We start from the raw sequence: 15620 nt of genomic DNA on the forward strand, positions 1-15620 counted from the left end.
CCGGGCTCAGGCGGCCCTGCGCAGGGTGCGGATCTTCTGCTGGGCGGTGGTCACGGCGCCCTTCAGGTCGATCCGGGCCTGCTCCTGCCGCATCGCGGTGGCCAGTTGGGCGGTGAGTTCGGCGACGGCGACCCGGGCGGTGGTCGGCTCCGGTGGCAGCACCAGGGCGAGGTAGCGGTCGAACTTCTGGATGACGGCGGTGAGTTCGGCGCGGATCGGCTCGGTGTCCGCGCCGGTGTCGTCGAGGAGGTGGCGCAGCCGGTTCAACGGCGCGAGGTCGGCGGCCCGGCAGGGCGTCTGGGCCCGCGTGCACAGCTCCTCGTGGAGGCTCCTGAGATAGGTGGCGGTGTCGTCGAGGTCCTTGCCGACGTCGTCGGTGGCCCGGGTGCGCTTCATCCAGGCCAGCACCTGCCGGTGGTGGCGCAGGGTGAGGACGCCGAGCACGGTCCCGATCACCCCCACCAGCATGCCCACGAGCGCGGGGCCCGCGACGGAACCGGAGGCGAGAGCGGTCGAACTGAACATCATCTTCGTTGATCCGTTCATGATGCGCGTGAACAGCACCCGGCGGGGAGGTCGCCGCGGTGCGGGTCGGGGAGGTGAGGCGAGAGGTGAGCGAGAGGGGGCGGGGCGGTCCGGCGGGGACGGGCTGTTCGACTTATTCGACGCCGGTGACGCGGTGCAGCGCGGGCAGGTCCGTCACCACGAACTGCCGGTACCTGCTGCGCAGGACGCCGCCCGGGGGCAGACCGCTGTCCTTGGCGGGGGTGCGCAGGCCGCGGACGGCACTCTCCACGGTGGAGACGCCCAGCAGGAGCGCCTCCGCGATGTCTTTCTGGCTCAGGCCGAGGACGGTGAGGTGGCCGGGCTCGGCCGGGTCGGCGGTGCCGGCGGTCCTGGCGAGGTGGGCGAGGAGTCCGCCGACCCGGTGCAGCGGGGTGCGGGTGACGGTGCCGTAGATCTTCTCGTCGTCGCGGTTGCGGGTCTCCAGGCTGCGCAGCAGGGCGAGTCGGGCGTGCGGGTGGCGGTCGAGGAAGGCGTTCATGCGCTGCGCGGAGCCGGACATGACCCAGGTGGTGGTGAGGCAGGTGGTGGTGACGGCGGCGCCGGACGCGATCAGCTCGGCTTCGCCCAGGAGTTGGCCCGGGCCCCGGAAGCGGGAGATCACCGGGTCGTCGTCGCGGCGGCCGAAGGGGAACCGGTCCTGGCGCACACAGCCGCCCAGGACGATGTGCACGTCGGTGCCGTCCGGGCCGCCGGGCAGGTGCTCGTCCCGCTGGTAGACGCGGCTGACCGGGCCCCAGAAGCCGACCAGCAACGGCCAGCTCTCGGGCGGGAGATGGGCGAGGAAGCTGCCGGCCGGCATGGTCTGGAGTCCCTTGAGGACGTCACCGCTGCGGAACGCCCCTATGTCGGGGACCATCTCCTACGCCCCGGTCGCGGGCGGGGCGGGCAGGGGCGCGCGGCGGAACGCTCCTGCCTCAAGGCCGTGGTGACACGGGGTCAGGCCTGTCGTCATCGGTCTGAGGTCCTTCTGCTCGGCGGTGCGGTGCTCCCGGGTGCGGCGCATCCGGGCGACGGGTCCAGTGCCCTCTCCGTCGCTTTCCGATGCCCGGGTGGTGAGTCCGGCTGCGAGGGTGAAGACGTTTGACCAAAGCTACCCCCCTGCCCGAGGTAATCGCCAGTCACGGAAGGGCGCAGGCAATGCCGCCCGCCGAAGGGGCCGCGAGGGGAAGGGAGTTACCGTCCCCACTTCGACGGTCCGGTGGTATGGACCACTGGGCCCTGAAGGTATTTCAGAAAATGCCGCGGGGAATGCGTTCCGGGGATATCGGGGGAATGCGGAGAGCCGCTCCCGCAAAAAAAGGAGGCCCCGGGAACCACCCCGGAGCCTCCGAAAGGGCCTGGACCCGTCGAGGCTCAGACCGATACCCAGTAAACACCATCCGCGAGGGGAGGGTCACAGTGGGACAGCAACTCCCGTGCGGGAAGCCCTCGTACGAGGGGGTTTCTCCATCGATTCCGCCCGCCGACTTGACGGCTCCCGCGTATCGAGTGCCGTCTCACCGACCTCGTTCGTCCCAATGGTTCGGTTTTGTTTCGCGAGAGGTTTCCGTCTGTGACGGAGTGAGCCCCTTGTTGCCGCAGTCGGCGCCGCATTTGTTCGAGGTGAGGGGCGCGCAAGGGGTGGTGTGCATAAATCTACGCGCCCCCCAGAGGTGCTGATCAAGGACGGGTCGAGGCGGCGCCGAGGGCGAGCCATAAGGCGTGCGACGCCCATTCGAACCCCATTCACCTTCCCGTCATCCGGGTCCGTGCAAAGTGAATGCGAAGGAATGCCGAATTGATTCCGGCCGGGCACCGCAGACGGCCTCGGCCACGCGCCGCCGAATGGACCCGCCCCGTCGACGGTCACCCCGCGTGGAGTTGACGTCACGCGAATCGCCCCCACCGAAGTGGCCCAGGTCACTCACAGGTTCGCGCCCGCCCAACCGAACGGAGCGATTCGGATACCCGCCACTCGGCACCGCCGCACCCATGCCGTCACGGAATGTGGTGCGCGGGCGGACGGTGCGTCAGGAAGGCCCTTCTCGACCCGCTCTCAGCCCACCACATCCACAAAAACGGGATTCGAGTAGAACCACGTGTCCGCCCAGGGATCACCGTCCCCCGGCGGGTGCGTCACCGGCCCGCGCGGGTCCACCGACGCCCCCAGATACCCCACGCCGTTCCGCTTGCCGTCGCTGCCGCGCAGCCGCACATAGAACGACTCCTCGCCCGCCGCCAGCGGCACCCGCAGCGTGTACGTCCCCGTCCGCCCCGACACGTCCTCGGTGCGCACGACCCTGGTGTCCGGCGCCCGCCAGCCGTCCCGGTCGGCCACCGGACCGCGCACCGCACCCCGGACGACATCGACGTGCGCCAACTCGGGCAGCACACCATGGGCGTTGGGCCGGGAGGCCGTCGTCACCGTCACCGTCAGCACGATCCGCTCACCCCGGCGCACCCGCAGCCGTCCGCCCAGCGTGACCCCGCGCCCGGCGTCGCCCTCCCGGCGCACGCGGACCTCCAGGCCGTCCAGGAGATGCCCGTGGTCCAGCCAGACCCGCCCGGCCCGCAGCCCCTCCATCACCGCGCGGTAGCCGTACCGGGCCACACCGACGTGGGTGCGGCTGAACTCGCCGGGCCAGAAGTCGCTGCCCGGCTGCGGGGTGTCCGTGGCCACCGGGTCGGGCAGCCTGCCGGCGGAGTCGAAGTCCTGCCCGGCCGGCCAGTCGCCGTTCTTCCAGGTGTCGAAGACCGTGCGGTGGTTGTCGGAGTTGGAGGTGATGGTGAACAGCCGCCCCTCGGCCAGCAGCGCGTCCCACAGCCCGCCCACCGTCGCCGTCGCCCAGTCGAAGCCGCCGTAGGTGAGATAGGCGTCCGCCGGATAGCCCGACCAGGACTGCGCCGACGGCGTGTTCTCGTACTCGCCCCGGATCGACGTGGCACCGCGCCAGCCGGGGATCGCCGCGCCCTGCGCGCCGGGCGCGCCCTCCATGCCGATCATGATGCCGGGCGCCGCGTCCCGCCAGCCGCGCAGCTCGTGCGGGGAGTCGATGCCCAGACGCATCGGATGGTTGGCGAGGACGAGAACGTCGTCGACGTATCCCGAACGGCGTTGCTCCGCGAGCCACTTGAGGCCCTGCACGGCGTGCGCCTCGTTGCGGGCGGTGTCGGTCGCGCCCGCCGCGCCCTCCGTGTAGTTCAGGAGCTTGCCGTCGTAGGCCAGCTCGAACCGGGTGAGCAGGTCGACCTCATGGCGGCCCGGCGCGGCGAACACCGTGGCGTGCTCGGCGGCCGGGATGTACCACTCCAGGCCCTGGAAGATCAGCTGACGGGGGTTGTCCGCACGGGCCTTGAGGATCTCCCGGTGCTCCAGGGCGGCGCCGTAGCGGGCGTGACCGACGTTCGCGTGCTCGTTGAACACCATCCAGTCGAGGCCGAACTTCGCTGCGGCCGTGGCCTGTTGGGAGAACGTGTACTTCGCGTCGTGACTGTAGACGGAGTGCACATGATGGTCGCCGACCAGATAGGCCAGGCCCGGATCGTCGCCGCCCACCCCGCGGTGCCGGTCGGCGGCGACGGCGGACCCGACCGGGCCGCCCAGCGCGAACGCGGCGCCGAACAGGCCCGCCCCGTACAGCAGTCGGCGCCTGGAGACGCCCTGGGCGTCGAGGTCGGCGGGGGAGACGGACGGGTCCGCCCAGGAGGGCAGGCGCTGCTCGGTCATGGTCGTCGCAGTCCTCGGGGAGAGCGTCAGTGGGTCATGAAGGAGGTGACGGGCAACGCCCGCGAGACGATCCGCACATCACCGAGGCGCCCGTGCAGGATCTGGTCGATCTTCCCGGCGTACTCGTAGCCGCCGAGCAGCCAGGGCAGCCCCACCGAGGTGATCCCCACGGCGGCGGCCTTCGGATTGCGGACCACCGGGCAGCCCTCGACATAGAGCGTGGTGTGCGTGCCGTCGTTGACGACCGCCAGGTGCCACCACGTCTCCAACGGGGTCTCCTGGCCCCAATTCGACGCGATGCCCTGCTGGTTGAGCGGGCGCATCGCCCACTGCGGCTCCCGGTCGTTGGACAGCGACAGCGTGGCGAGCGGCTCGTCGGGGTCGTCGCCGGTCTTGCCCGCCGCGCCCCCGGTGCCACTGCGGCCGACGATGCCGGACCAGGCATGGTGATCGGGGTCCCAGTCGGCCGGCAGCCGGTAGAACGCCTCGATGGTGTAACCGCCCTTAAAGGTCGCGGAGTTGAGCGGGGCACCGGCCACCGTCCGCAGATACGCGCCCTTCAGCGGGGACTTGAACCCGTGGAACTCCAGGCTGCCGTGGCCGGGTTGGTCGGGGTGGTGGTCCGACGACCAGGTGAGATCGGCGTCGCCGACGGTCACCAGGTCGAGGTCGTTGCCCCGCCCCGACAGGTCACGGACGGTACCCGTCACCGCCGTTCTATCGGTGTGGCCGTCGAACCGCCAGTACGCGACCGTGCCCGGCACCAGGAGCTTCGCGGCCGGGCGGGAGGGGCGGGCCGGGACCGGGGCGAAGCCCGAGAAGCGGTCCGCGAAGTCGATGCCGACGGAGAAGCGGTCCGCGTCGCCGCTCAGCTCGATCTCCTGCCGCTCCAGCTCGTTGAGCCCCTTCGCGGCCCGGCCGAGTATCCACGGCGACACGGTCTCGACGTCGATGACGTCGCGGTCCAGGTCGAAGCGGTACAGGCGGATCATCGCCGCGCCGCCGTAGTAACGGTTCTGATAGTTCGTCAGGTGGAGATGGACGTCGTTGCCCGCCGCGTTCGTGCGGGTCGCGCGGCCGGCCGGCCAGTAGTGGCCGCCCAGGGTGAGGAAGATCTGGTCGTGGTCCGTGATCAACTGGTCCCACAGCTGCTGCCCATACGTCGACAACTGGTCGTCGCCCGCGACCAGTTCGTGCGTCGTCAGGATCACCGGCGTCCTCGGGTGCCGGGCCAGCACCTCCTTCGCCCAGGCGTACCCCTTCGCCGACAGCCGCCAGTCCAGGGCGAGCACCAGCCACTGACGGCCCGCCGCCCGGAACAGATGGAACGTGTGATAGCCGTCGTCGGAGGCACCCCCGAACGTCGGCTTCCCCTGGAACCGGTGCGGCCCGAAGGCGTCCAGATACGGCGTCGAGCCGCGCTGGTCGTCGGTGGACGACGCCACGTCGTGGTTGCCCGCCAGCACGCTGTAGCCGACGCCCCGCCGGTCCAGGAGTTCGAACGCCTCCCCGATCGCGGCGAATTCGGCCGCCGCGCCGTTCTGCGTCAGATCGCCCAGATGGGAGAGGAAGACGAGGTTCTCCTCCCGGCTCTCCAACAGGTAGCGCAGCGACGCCTCCACCGGCGCCTTGTCGATGCTCGGGCCGTCGAAGAGGTACTGGGTGTCCGGCATCACCGCCAGGGTGAACCGGCGGCTCTCCGGATCGGAGCGCCACCGGCTCGCCGGCGCCGCGACGGCGGTGGCCGGCAGCGCGACCCCCGCCGTGGCGGCGGCCCCCAGCAGCGCGGTCGCCCGCAGGAAACCGCGTCGCCCGGCACCGGCCTGCGGGGCCTCGGCTCCGGTCTGGTCATGCGAAGTGCACACGTCTGCTCCGTGGAGAGGTACTCGTCAGGATCGGATGGTCACAGCGCCCGCAGCGTCCAGCTCCAGCGGTGGACACCGGTCGGGACCCGGTAGGAGGCGAAGGTGTCCGGGCCGCAGGACGCCGTGCCCAGACCCCGGTGCGCCGCGTCCAGCTGCACCACGCACCCGGCGCGCGGCACCAGCTCGTCGTGGTGCGTCACGGCCGTCAGATCCTCGGCGCGAAACCGCGTCACCGACACCTGACGCGGCGCGTCCAGCTCCACCGCGAGCCCGGTGGCGTCCGCCGCCGACAGCGTGAACCGGCGCACCCCGTGCCGCCCGCCGCTCTCCTGCGGACGCAGATACGGCGTGAACAACGCGTCCACCGGCAGCGCGTGATGCCCCACCGGGGCACCCCCGGCCCGGTCCGGGTACGACTCCCAGGGACCCTGCCCGAACCACTCCAGCAGATCGAGCCCGGCCACCGTCTCGAAGACCGAGCCGACCCGCGCCACGTCGTCCCACTCCTCGGGCAGCTCGGCGCTCTCGTCGACCCGCAGCCCGCCCGCGACCGGCGTGAACACCTGCCGGTGCCGCACCACCCCGGTCGCGCCCACGTACTCGGCGACCACGGTGACCCGTTCGCCGTCCCGGCCGACCGAGACCGGCGTGCGCACCAGCGCGTCGAGTCCCCAGGCCCGCCAGCGCCCGGCCATGCCGCCCAGCTCGTCGTTGTCGGTGGGCGCCCGCCACAGGGACAGCACCGGAGCCGCCGCCAGCAACGGGTGCACCAGCAGTCCGTCGTCGTCGACCCGCACCGCGCCGCCGCCCACCACGGGCGCCGTCGGCGTCGGGGCGGCGCGCAACCGCACCTGCGGAGCGCACACCTCGCTGCCCCGCACCGCCCACGGCAGGTCCTCGGCCGTCGTCACCCGCAGCGTCAGCCACGCCTCACCGCCGTCGTCCGGCAGCTCGAACGGCATCGGCACGGTGGCCGTCGATCCCGGTGCCAGCGTGGGCAGTTCGGCCGGGGCGGTCAGCGTCAGGCCCTCGGCCAGCGACAGTTCCCAGGTGGCCGACAGCCAGTCGAGGCCCCGGAAGTGCTGGTGGTTGCCCAGCTCGATGCCCTCGTGGCACACGTACTCGATGCGCACCGGCGCCGCGATCTCCCGGTGCTCGAACATCACCGGCTTCGGCGTGCGGTCGGGGAAGACCACCCCGTCGGCGATGAACACGCCGTCGTGGTGCTCCTCGCCGAAGTCGCCGCCGTACGCCCAGCGGTACCCGGGCGCGGTGACGCCGTTCGCGTACCGTCCGGCGCCCGCGCGCCCGACCGGAGTTCCGTCGCTCACGTGCTGGAGGATTCCGTGGTCCCAGAACTCCCAGATGAACCCGCCCTGAAGGCCCGGCGTGGACTCGATGGCGGCCCAGTGGTCGGCCAGCGTGCCGTTGCTGTTGCCCATGGCGTGCGAGTACTCGCACTGGATGAGCGGCTTGGTCTGCTTCCCGGACAGGGCGTGCGCGAGACAGTCCTCCAACGGCGCGTACATCGGGCAGGCGATGTCGGACGCCACGTCCGGATCGGCCCAGCCGCGCTTGGCGGCGCCCTCGTACTGCACCGGGCGGCTCGGGTCGTGGCGGCGCACCCAGCCGGCCGCCGCGTCGTGGTTGGCGCCGTAGTCGGACTCGTTGCCCAGCGACCAGATGATCACCGACGGGTGGTTCTTGTCGCGCAGCACCATCCGGGAGACGCGGTCCACGAACGCGCCCAGGTAGCGCGGGTCGTCGGCGATCTCGTGCGCGTGGTCGTGCGACTCGATGTCCGCCTCGTCGACGACGTAGAAGCCGAGTTCGTCCGCGAGGTCGTACAGGCCCGGGTCGTTCGGGTAGTGCGCGGTGCGGATCGCGTTGAAGCCGAACCGCTTGAGCAGCAGCAGATCCGCGCGCATGTCCTCGGAGGTCACCGTGCGGCCGGTCAGCGGGTGGAAGTCGTGCCGGTTGACGCCCCGGATGTACACGCGTTCCCCGTTGACCAGCAGGTCACGGCCGACGATCTCGACGTCGCGGAAGCCGACGCGGTGGCGGAAGGTGTCGGCGACCGTGCCGTCGGCGCGGTGCAGCCGGACGGTGAGGGTGTACAGCTCGGGCGTCTCCGCGTTCCAGGTGCGCACGTCCGGCACGACGGTCTCGATGCGGACCTCGCCGAGGAAGTCGGAGACCCGCTCGTCGTCGGCGTTGAGCCGGTCGAACTCCCGGTCCTGGGCGAGCGGTCGGCCGTCGAGGTCGCCGCTGACGTACCAGCCCTCGGGCAGCGCGCCGCCCGTGTCGCGGACCTGGCAGTCCACCCGGAGCCGGCCGTCGAAGCGGGCGCGCACCCCGACGTCGGCCAGGTGCAGCGGGTCGGTCGCGTACAGCAGCACCGAGCGGGTGATCCCGCCGTGCCACCAGTGGTCCTGGTCCTCGATGTGCGAGGCGTCCGACCACTTGACCACCGTCAGCCGCAGCACCGACCGCCCGCCGGGCCGCACCAGGTCCGTGAGGTCGAACTCGGCGGCCAGGTGGGAGTCCTTGGACAGGCCCACCGGACGGCCGTCCACGTGCACCAGGAGCACGCTCTCGGCGGCGCCGACCTGGAGCACGATCCGGCGCCCGGCCCACTCCGCGGGCACCTCGATCTCCCGCTCGTACACGCCGGTCGGGTTGGCGGCGGGGGAGTGCGGCGGGACGTCGGGGAACGGCATCCGGATGTTGAGGTACTGCGGCAGATCGCCGGTGCCCTGCACGGTCCACACCCCGGGCACGTGCGACGACGACCAGGCCTCGGCGAGCGGGGCGTCGGGGGTCGGCAGCAGCTGGAAGCGCCAGTCGCCGTCCAGGTCGAGGGCGCCGGAGCGCCGGTCGACGGCGTTCATGGGCAGCCGTCGCCAGGAGGTCAGCTCCGGTGCCTGCCACGGGCGGAGGGCGATGAGCGGGTCGGTCACTTGATGGCTCCCTTGGCCAGGTCGCCGATGATCTGTCGGGCGCCGAGCGCGAACACGATGAGCAGGGGGATCAGGGCGAGCAGGGCACCGGTCATGACGGTGCCGTAGTCGGTGGTGCCGTGCGTTCCGTTGAGCTGGGAGAGCGCGACCTGGAGGGTCACGTTGTCCGGGTTGGTGAGCGCGATCAGGGGCCAGGCGTAGTCGTTCCACTGGCCCATGAAGGTGAAGATGCCGAGGAAGGCCAGGCCCGGCCGGACCACCGGGAGGGCCACGTGCCAGAACTGGCGCAGGAAGTTCGCGCCGTCGATGCGGGACGCGTCGAGCAGCTCGTCGGGGATGGCGCCGGTCATGTACTGGCGCATCCAGAAGATGCCGAACGCGTTCGCCGCCGCCGGCACGATCAGCGAGGTCATCGACCCGATCCAGCCGAGCTTCGCCATGATGACGAACTGCGGGATCGCGGCGAGCTGCGCCGGCACCATGAAGATCAGCATGAGCGCGCCGAACAGCAGCTTCTTGCCGGGGAAGTCGAACTTGGCGAACACGAACGCCGCCAGCGAGTCGAAGAGCAGCACCAGGAAGGTGACGCTGGTCGCGACGAGCAGCGAGTTCCCCATCGACCCGAAGAAGTCGACGGCCTTGAACAGGCTGCGCAGGTTCTCCAGGAAGTGCGTGCCGGGCAGCAGGTTCGGCGGGTACGAGAAGATCTCCGACGACGCGTGCGTCGACATGATCACGGCCCAGTAGAACGGGAAGGCCGACAGGAGCAGCCCGATGACCAGGACGGCGTGCAGGGCGATGGCCCGGCTACGGGTTCCCTTGATGGATGTCATGGTGTCCGGGCCTTTCTAGTCTTCGCCCCGGCGCTTGACCAGCCGCCAGTTGATGATCGAGAAGAGGACGACGACGAGGAAGACGCCCCACGCCACGGCGGCGCCGTAGCCGAAGTCGTTGTTGTCGAAGGTCTGCTGGAAGAAGTAGAGGACCATCGTCTGGCCCGCGTGTCCCGGACCGCCCGCGAACGTCGAGTCGTTGGAGGTCGTCTGGAGCAGCACCTGCGGCTCGGAGAAGCTCTGGAGTCCGGTGACCGTGGAGACCACGAGCACGAACAGCAGCACCGGACGCATCATCGGCAGGGTGATCCGGAAGAACGTCTGCACCGGTCCGGCGCCGTCCATCCGGGCCGCCTCGTACAGCTCGCTCGGGATGGTCTGGAGCCCGGCGAGGAAGATGATCGCGTTGTAGCCGGTCCACTGCCAGGTCATCAGCGTCGCGATGGCGATCTTGATGCCCCACGGGGTGTTCAGCCACGCCACCTGATCCAGGCCCACCGCCTGCAACAGGGCGTTCACCAGGCCGAAGTTGGTGGAGAAGACCGAGCCGAAGATGATCGCGATGGCGACCACCGAGGTGACGTTCGGCAGGAAGAAGGCGAACCGGTAGACGTTCTTGAAGCGGACCGCGGAGTTCAGCATCACGGCCGTGACCATCGCCAGGAAGATCATGGGGAAGGTGGCCAGCGCCCAGATGATGAGGGTGTTGCCGACCGCGTTCCAGAAGTCGGTGTCGCTCAGCAGGTACTGGTACTGCGAGAGCCCCGCCCACTCCATCTTCCCGAGCCCGTCCCAGCGGTGCAGCGAGACGTAGAACGAGAAGCCGACCGGGATCAGGCCGAAGCAGAGGAACAGCAGATAGAACGGGGAGATCGCGGCGTACAGATGCCAGTACTTGCGCACTCCGGTGCGGGGCTTTGCCGCAGCCGTGGCCTCGACGGCCGCCGGGGGCGTGTCCAGGGTGGTGGCCATCAGTAGCTCACCCCCAGGTGGGTGGCGATGCGCCGGCATTTGCTCATGGCGTCGTTCCATGCCTTCTTCGGGTCCTTGCCGAGGACGCCGACGTTCTTGATCTCGTCCTTGAGGGGCTGTCCGAGCGCCACGTCGAAGGGGCTGTTGTAGGCGACCGCGATCCGCTGCGCGGCCGGGCCGAAGATGTCCATCGTGTCCTGGCCGCCGAAGAACGGGTCGGGCGCGCGCAGCACCTTGAGGCCGTAGGAGGCCGGGGTGGAGGGGAAGAGGCCGGCGTCGACGAAGCCCTGCGCCTGGTTGGCCGGGTTCATCATCCAGGAGATGATCTCGAACGCCCGCTCGGGCTCCCGGCACGCCTTGGTGATCGACAGGAAGGAACCGCCGTTGTTGGACGGCCGCACCGGCATCTGCGCCACCCGCCAGCGCCCCTTGGTCTTCGGCACGCCGCTCTTGAGGTCGCTGGTCGCCCAGGAGGCGTTGAGCTGGCTGGGCAGCTTGCCCGCCTGCACCGCCGACAGCTGGTCGGGCGTCCCGGTCACCAGGTCCGAGACGATCCCGCGCCGCTTCGCCTCCACGGCCAGCGCCCAGGCGTCCCGCACATGCGCCTCTCCGCCGATGAAGTGCCGGTTCTTGTCGACGTAGCGCTTGCTGCCCTGCTGGACGACGTTCTCGAAGACGACGTTGACGTCCGAGAGGAGATACGTGCCCGGCAGGCGCCGCTTGAGCTTCTCGCCCGCCGCGAAGAACTTCTCCCAGGTGTTCAGCTCGGCGGACACGTCGTCGGGGTCGTGGGGCAGCCCCGCCTTCTGGAACACCGCGAACTGGTAGTAGTGCGCGACCGGGCCGCAGTCGATCGGGAAGCCGACCATCGTGCCGTCGTCGGCGATGCCCTGCTGCCACTTCCAGGACAGGTACTGGCTCTTGAGCTTGTCCGCGCCCAGCGTTCTGAGGTCCACGAACTGATCGGCGTTGGGCAGGTAGGACGCCATGTCCTCGCCCTTGAGGCCCGCGATGTCGGGGATGTGGGACTTGCCCGTCATCGTGGTCAGCAGCTTGGACCGGTAGTAGCCGCCGATCTTGATGGCCTGGAGATCGACCGAGCCGCCGTACCGGGCCTTGGCCTTCGTCACGACCGTGTCGCCGAGACCGCCGTCCCAGTACCACAGGACCATGTTCCGGCCGGTGGACCCGGTCGGAACGGCACAGCCGGTCGCCAGGCCGCCGAGCGTCACGCCGGCCGTACCGGCCAGGCCCGCGCGCAGCAGGCCTCTTCGTGAGAGCCGCACAGCTCCCACCGCCTTTCGGAATCTGTTCGGGGAGTTCGCAGGGGTGCGGGGGGATGGATCAGTACCGGGGTACGGGTGGGGTCACGGGGGCGGGCGGCGGGGGCGGGCCGACGTCCGCGGGGATGCGGTCGGCCAGGAAGCCGTAGGCCCGCTTGAGGTCGCGGTCGGTCAGCGAGCGCCACCACTGGTCGACGCCGTACCAGCCGGGCGCGGCCGAGGCCCCGCCGGGACGCTGGACGGAGAGCCCGGCCGCGAGGACCGCGAACCGCAGCCGTTCCTCCAGCGGCCAGCCCTCCAGCGAGGCGGCGACGAAACTGGCGCCGAAGACATCACCGGCCCCGGTGGCGTCCACGACGTCGACCTTCAGCGCGGGGACCTCGGCGTACTCGCCGGTCGTCTGGTCCACGGCGATCGCGCCCGCGCCGCCCCGGGTGATCACGGCCACCGGCACCAGTTCGGTGAGGGTGCCGAGCGCGGCGAGGGCGGTGTCGGCCCGGGTGTAGGCCATCGCCTCGGTCTCGTTGGGCAGGAAGGCGTGGCACAGGGCGAGCTGGTCGAGCAGATCGCGGGACCACCGCTGGGTGGGGTCCCAGCCGACGTCCGCGTAGATCAGGGTGCCGTTCGCGGCGGCCTCGGCGAGCCAGCCCCGCGGCTCGGCCTCCAGATGCACGAGGGCGGTGAGCGCGTCGGGCAGCTGGCCCATCAACTGGTCCTGCGAGAACGGCGGTTCCTGGCCGTGGGTGACCAGGGCCCGGTCGTCGCCGTAGGCGAGCGCCACGGTGACCGGGGTCGGCCAGTCCCGCGCGGTCAGGGACAGCGAGAGGTCGATGCCCTCCTGGGACTCCAGCATCCGGCGGCAGTGGTCGCCGTAGAAGTCGTCGCCGAAGACCGTGGCGAGGGAGGTGCGCAGGCCGAACCGGGAGGCGGCCACCGCGAGGTTGGCGATGCCGCCGGGGCCGCAGCCCATGCCGGAGGTCCAGATCTCCTCGCCGGGCGTCGGGGGCTTGGCCAGACCGGTGAGGACCAGGTCGTAGAAGAGCAGCCCGGTCAGCAGCACCTGGGGCCGGTCGTCGTCCACGCAACGTCCTCTCGTCAGAACTGTTCAAATTCGATGCACGGAATCGTGCGCCCTTGGGCGAGATTGGTCAATAGTCGATCAGAACCGAGCATGGAAATGATTGAAGATGACGAGTAGTGTTCACGCCGTGCTGGCAGAACGACGACATCAACTCATCCTGCGGGCCCTGCGCTCCGGAGGCCCCGCGGCCGTGACCGATCTCTCCGAACAGTTGGGTGTGAGCCCCGCCACGATCAGAAGAGACCTGGTCAAGCTGGAGGAGGACGGCCTGCTCACCCGCGTGCACGGGGGCGCCGTCGCGGAGGACGGCGACCAGCCGTTCGCCGAGGTCGCCGAGATGCGGGTGGCCGAGAAGGACGCCATAGCCGAGCATGCCGCCGCCCTGGTCCAGGACGGACAGTCGGTGCTGCTCGACATCGGCACCACCGCCTACCGGCTCGCCCGGCAGCTGCACGGCCGCCGGCTCACGGTGATCACCAGCAACCTGGTGGTCTACGAGGAGCTGGCCGACGACGAGGGCATCGAACTGGTGCTCCTCGGCGGCATGCTGCGGCGCGAGTACCGCTCGCTGGTCGGGTTCCTCACCGAGGACAACCTGCGCCAGCTGCACGCCGACTGGCTCTTCCTCGGGACCAGCGGGGTGCGCCCGGGCGGCGAGGTGATGGACACGACCGTCGTCGAGGTGCCGGTCAAGCGCGCCATGATCAAGGCGGGGGACAGGGTCGTTCTCCTCGCCGACCAGGCGAAGTTCCCGGGAACCGGGATGGCGAAGGTCTGTGGTCCGGAGGACCTGGACGTGGTGGTGACGAACGTGCCGGTCGACGCGGCGACCCGCTCCTCACTGGAGGAGGCGGGCGTCGAAGTGGCCGTCACAGGAAGGGTGAAGGCGTGAAGCTGACGATTCTAGGCGGCGGAGGATTCCGGGTACCGCTCGTGTACGGGGCGCTCCTGGGCGACCGCGGCGAGGGCAGGGTGACCCATGTGGTCCTCCACGACCTCGACGCCGGGCGCCTGTCCGCGGTGACCCGGGTGCTCGCCGAACAGGCCGCCGGGCTGCCCGACGCCCCCGAGGTGAGCGCCACCACCGATCTCGACGAGGCGCTGCGCGGAGCCGACTTCGTCTTCTCGGCGATCCGGGTCGGCGGACTTGAGGGCCGGGCCAACGACGAGCGGGTGGCCCTGGCCGAGGATGTCCTCGGCCAGGAGACGGTGGGCGCGGGCGGCATCGCCTACGGGCTGCGCACCGTGCCGGTCGCCGTCGACATCGCCCGCCGGGTGGCCAAGGTCGCGCCGGACGCGTGGGTCATCAACTTCACCAACCCGGCCGGTCTGGTCACCGAGGCCATGTCCCGCCACCTCGGCGACCGGGTCATCGGCATCTGTGACTCGCCGGTCGGCCTCGGCCGCCGGATCGCCCGGGTGCTCGGCGGCAATCCCAACGAGGCGTGGATCGACTACGTCGGTCTCAACCACCTCGGCTGGGTGCGCGGCCTGAAGATCGCGGGCCGGGACGAACTGCCCCGCCTGCTCGCCGACCCCGAACTGCTCGGCTCCTTCGAGGAGGGCAAGCTCTTCGGCGTCGACTGGCTCCAGTCGCTGGGCGCGATCCCCAACGAGTACCTGCACTACTACTACTTCAACCGCGAGACCGTCCGCGCCTACCAGCAGGCCGACAAGACCCGCGGCGCGTTCCTCCGTGACCAGCAGGCGCACTTCTACCAGGAGATGCGCGACCCCTCGGCCGCCGCCCTGGCCGCCTGGGACCGCACCCGCGCCGAGCGCGAGGCGACCTACATGGCGGAGAACCGGGAGAGCGCGGGCGCCGGTGAACGCGACGCCGACGACCTCTCCGGCGGCTACGAGAAGGTGGCCCTCGCCCTGATGCGGGCCATCGCCCGCGACGAGCGCACCACCCTCATCCTCAACGTCCGCAACCAAGGCACCCTCGCCGCCCTGGACCAGGACGCCGTCATCGAGGTCCCCTGCCTGGTCGACGCCAACGGCGCCCACCCGGTCACCGTGGCCCCGCTGCCCGACCACGCCACCGGCCTGGTCTGCGCGGTCAAGGGCGTCGAGCGCGAGGTGCTCGCCGCCGCCGAGTCGTCCTCCCGGACCAGCGCCGTCAAGGCCTTCGCGCTGCACCCGCTGGTCGACTCGGTCACCGTGGCCCGGCGTCTGGTGGACGGCTACACCGCCGTCCACCCCGGCCTCGACTACCTGAAGTAAGCTCCCGGCGAGGAGGAGGGAAAGCGCTTTCCCTCCCGGTGTGCCCTCCCGGTGTGCCGTCGGGGCGCACCGTCGGGGCGCGCCGTCCTCCTCCTCGCTCCTGCCGCCGATCTCTGCCTCGCCCTGT

General features: G+C 70.7%; 11 protein-coding genes. 2 read left to right on the plus strand and 9 right to left on the minus strand.

Annotated features, from left to right (window positions below; genetic code table 11):
• Window positions 1-6: 6 nt before the first annotated feature.
• From ACIQOU_RS26410 to ACIQOU_RS26450, 9 genes are all read right to left on the minus strand, one after another.
• Window positions 7-546, minus strand: a complete 540-nt coding sequence (locus ACIQOU_RS26410; RefSeq protein WP_401539737.1) for a hypothetical protein — start codon at window positions 544-546, stop codon at window positions 7-9.
• A 112-nt stretch (window positions 547-658) separates the two neighbouring features.
• Window positions 659-1423 carry a Crp/Fnr family transcriptional regulator gene (locus ACIQOU_RS26415; RefSeq protein ID WP_401539740.1) on the minus strand — a complete coding sequence of 255 codons (765 nt, stop codon included), beginning with the start codon at window positions 1421-1423 and terminating at the stop codon, window positions 659-661.
• A gap of 1179 nt (window positions 1424-2602) precedes the next feature.
• Window positions 2603-4273 (minus strand): histidinol-phosphatase, encoded by a 1671-nt coding sequence (locus ACIQOU_RS26420; protein ID WP_401539742.1) that lies wholly within the window; start codon window positions 4271-4273, stop codon window positions 2603-2605.
• Between the two features lie 26 nt (window positions 4274-4299).
• Window positions 4300-6138: a LamG-like jellyroll fold domain-containing protein gene (locus ACIQOU_RS26425; RefSeq protein WP_401539745.1), complete on the minus strand. Its 1839-nt coding sequence runs from the start codon at window positions 6136-6138 to the stop codon at window positions 4300-4302.
• A 38-nt stretch (window positions 6139-6176) separates the two neighbouring features.
• The gene (locus ACIQOU_RS26430; RefSeq protein ID WP_401539747.1) at window positions 6177-9098 is read right to left on the minus strand and encodes a glycoside hydrolase family 2 TIM barrel-domain containing protein; all 2922 of its coding nucleotides are present in this window, start codon (window positions 9096-9098) and stop codon (window positions 6177-6179) included.
• The gene (locus ACIQOU_RS26435; RefSeq protein ID WP_401539750.1) at window positions 9095-9931 is read right to left on the minus strand and encodes a carbohydrate ABC transporter permease; all 837 of its coding nucleotides are present in this window, start codon (window positions 9929-9931) and stop codon (window positions 9095-9097) included. The genes ACIQOU_RS26430 and ACIQOU_RS26435 overlap by 4 nt, the downstream gene beginning before the upstream one ends.
• Before the next feature lie 15 nt (window positions 9932-9946).
• Window positions 9947-10903: a carbohydrate ABC transporter permease gene (locus ACIQOU_RS26440; RefSeq protein WP_401539752.1), complete on the minus strand. Its 957-nt coding sequence runs from the start codon at window positions 10901-10903 to the stop codon at window positions 9947-9949.
• Complete coding sequence (locus tag ACIQOU_RS26445; RefSeq protein WP_401539755.1) at window positions 10903-12189, minus strand: ABC transporter substrate-binding protein; 1287 nt, start codon at window positions 12187-12189, stop codon at window positions 10903-10905. Before ACIQOU_RS26445 ends, ACIQOU_RS26440 begins: the two co-directional genes overlap by 1 nt.
• Window positions 12190-12247: 58 nt before the next feature.
• The gene (locus ACIQOU_RS26450; RefSeq protein WP_401539758.1) at window positions 12248-13267 is read right to left on the minus strand and encodes a carbohydrate kinase family protein; all 1020 of its coding nucleotides are present in this window, start codon (window positions 13265-13267) and stop codon (window positions 12248-12250) included.
• 127 nt (window positions 13268-13394) lie between these two features.
• Between ACIQOU_RS26450 and ACIQOU_RS26455 the strand changes: the two genes are divergently transcribed.
• Entirely contained in the window at window positions 13395-14159 is a 765-nt protein-coding gene (locus tag ACIQOU_RS26455; RefSeq protein WP_401540508.1) for a DeoR/GlpR family DNA-binding transcription regulator, read from the plus strand.
• A complete protein-coding gene (locus tag ACIQOU_RS26460) occupies window positions 14156-15493 on the plus strand; it encodes a 6-phospho-beta-glucosidase (RefSeq protein ID WP_401539761.1) in 1338 nt (445 codons plus the stop codon). Before ACIQOU_RS26455 ends, ACIQOU_RS26460 begins: the two co-directional genes overlap by 4 nt.
• Window positions 15494-15620: the final 127 nt, after the last annotated feature.

The organism is Streptomyces sp. NPDC091279 (assembly GCF_044757465.1).
Taxonomy (GTDB): domain Bacteria; phylum Actinomycetota; class Actinomycetes; order Streptomycetales; family Streptomycetaceae; genus Streptomyces.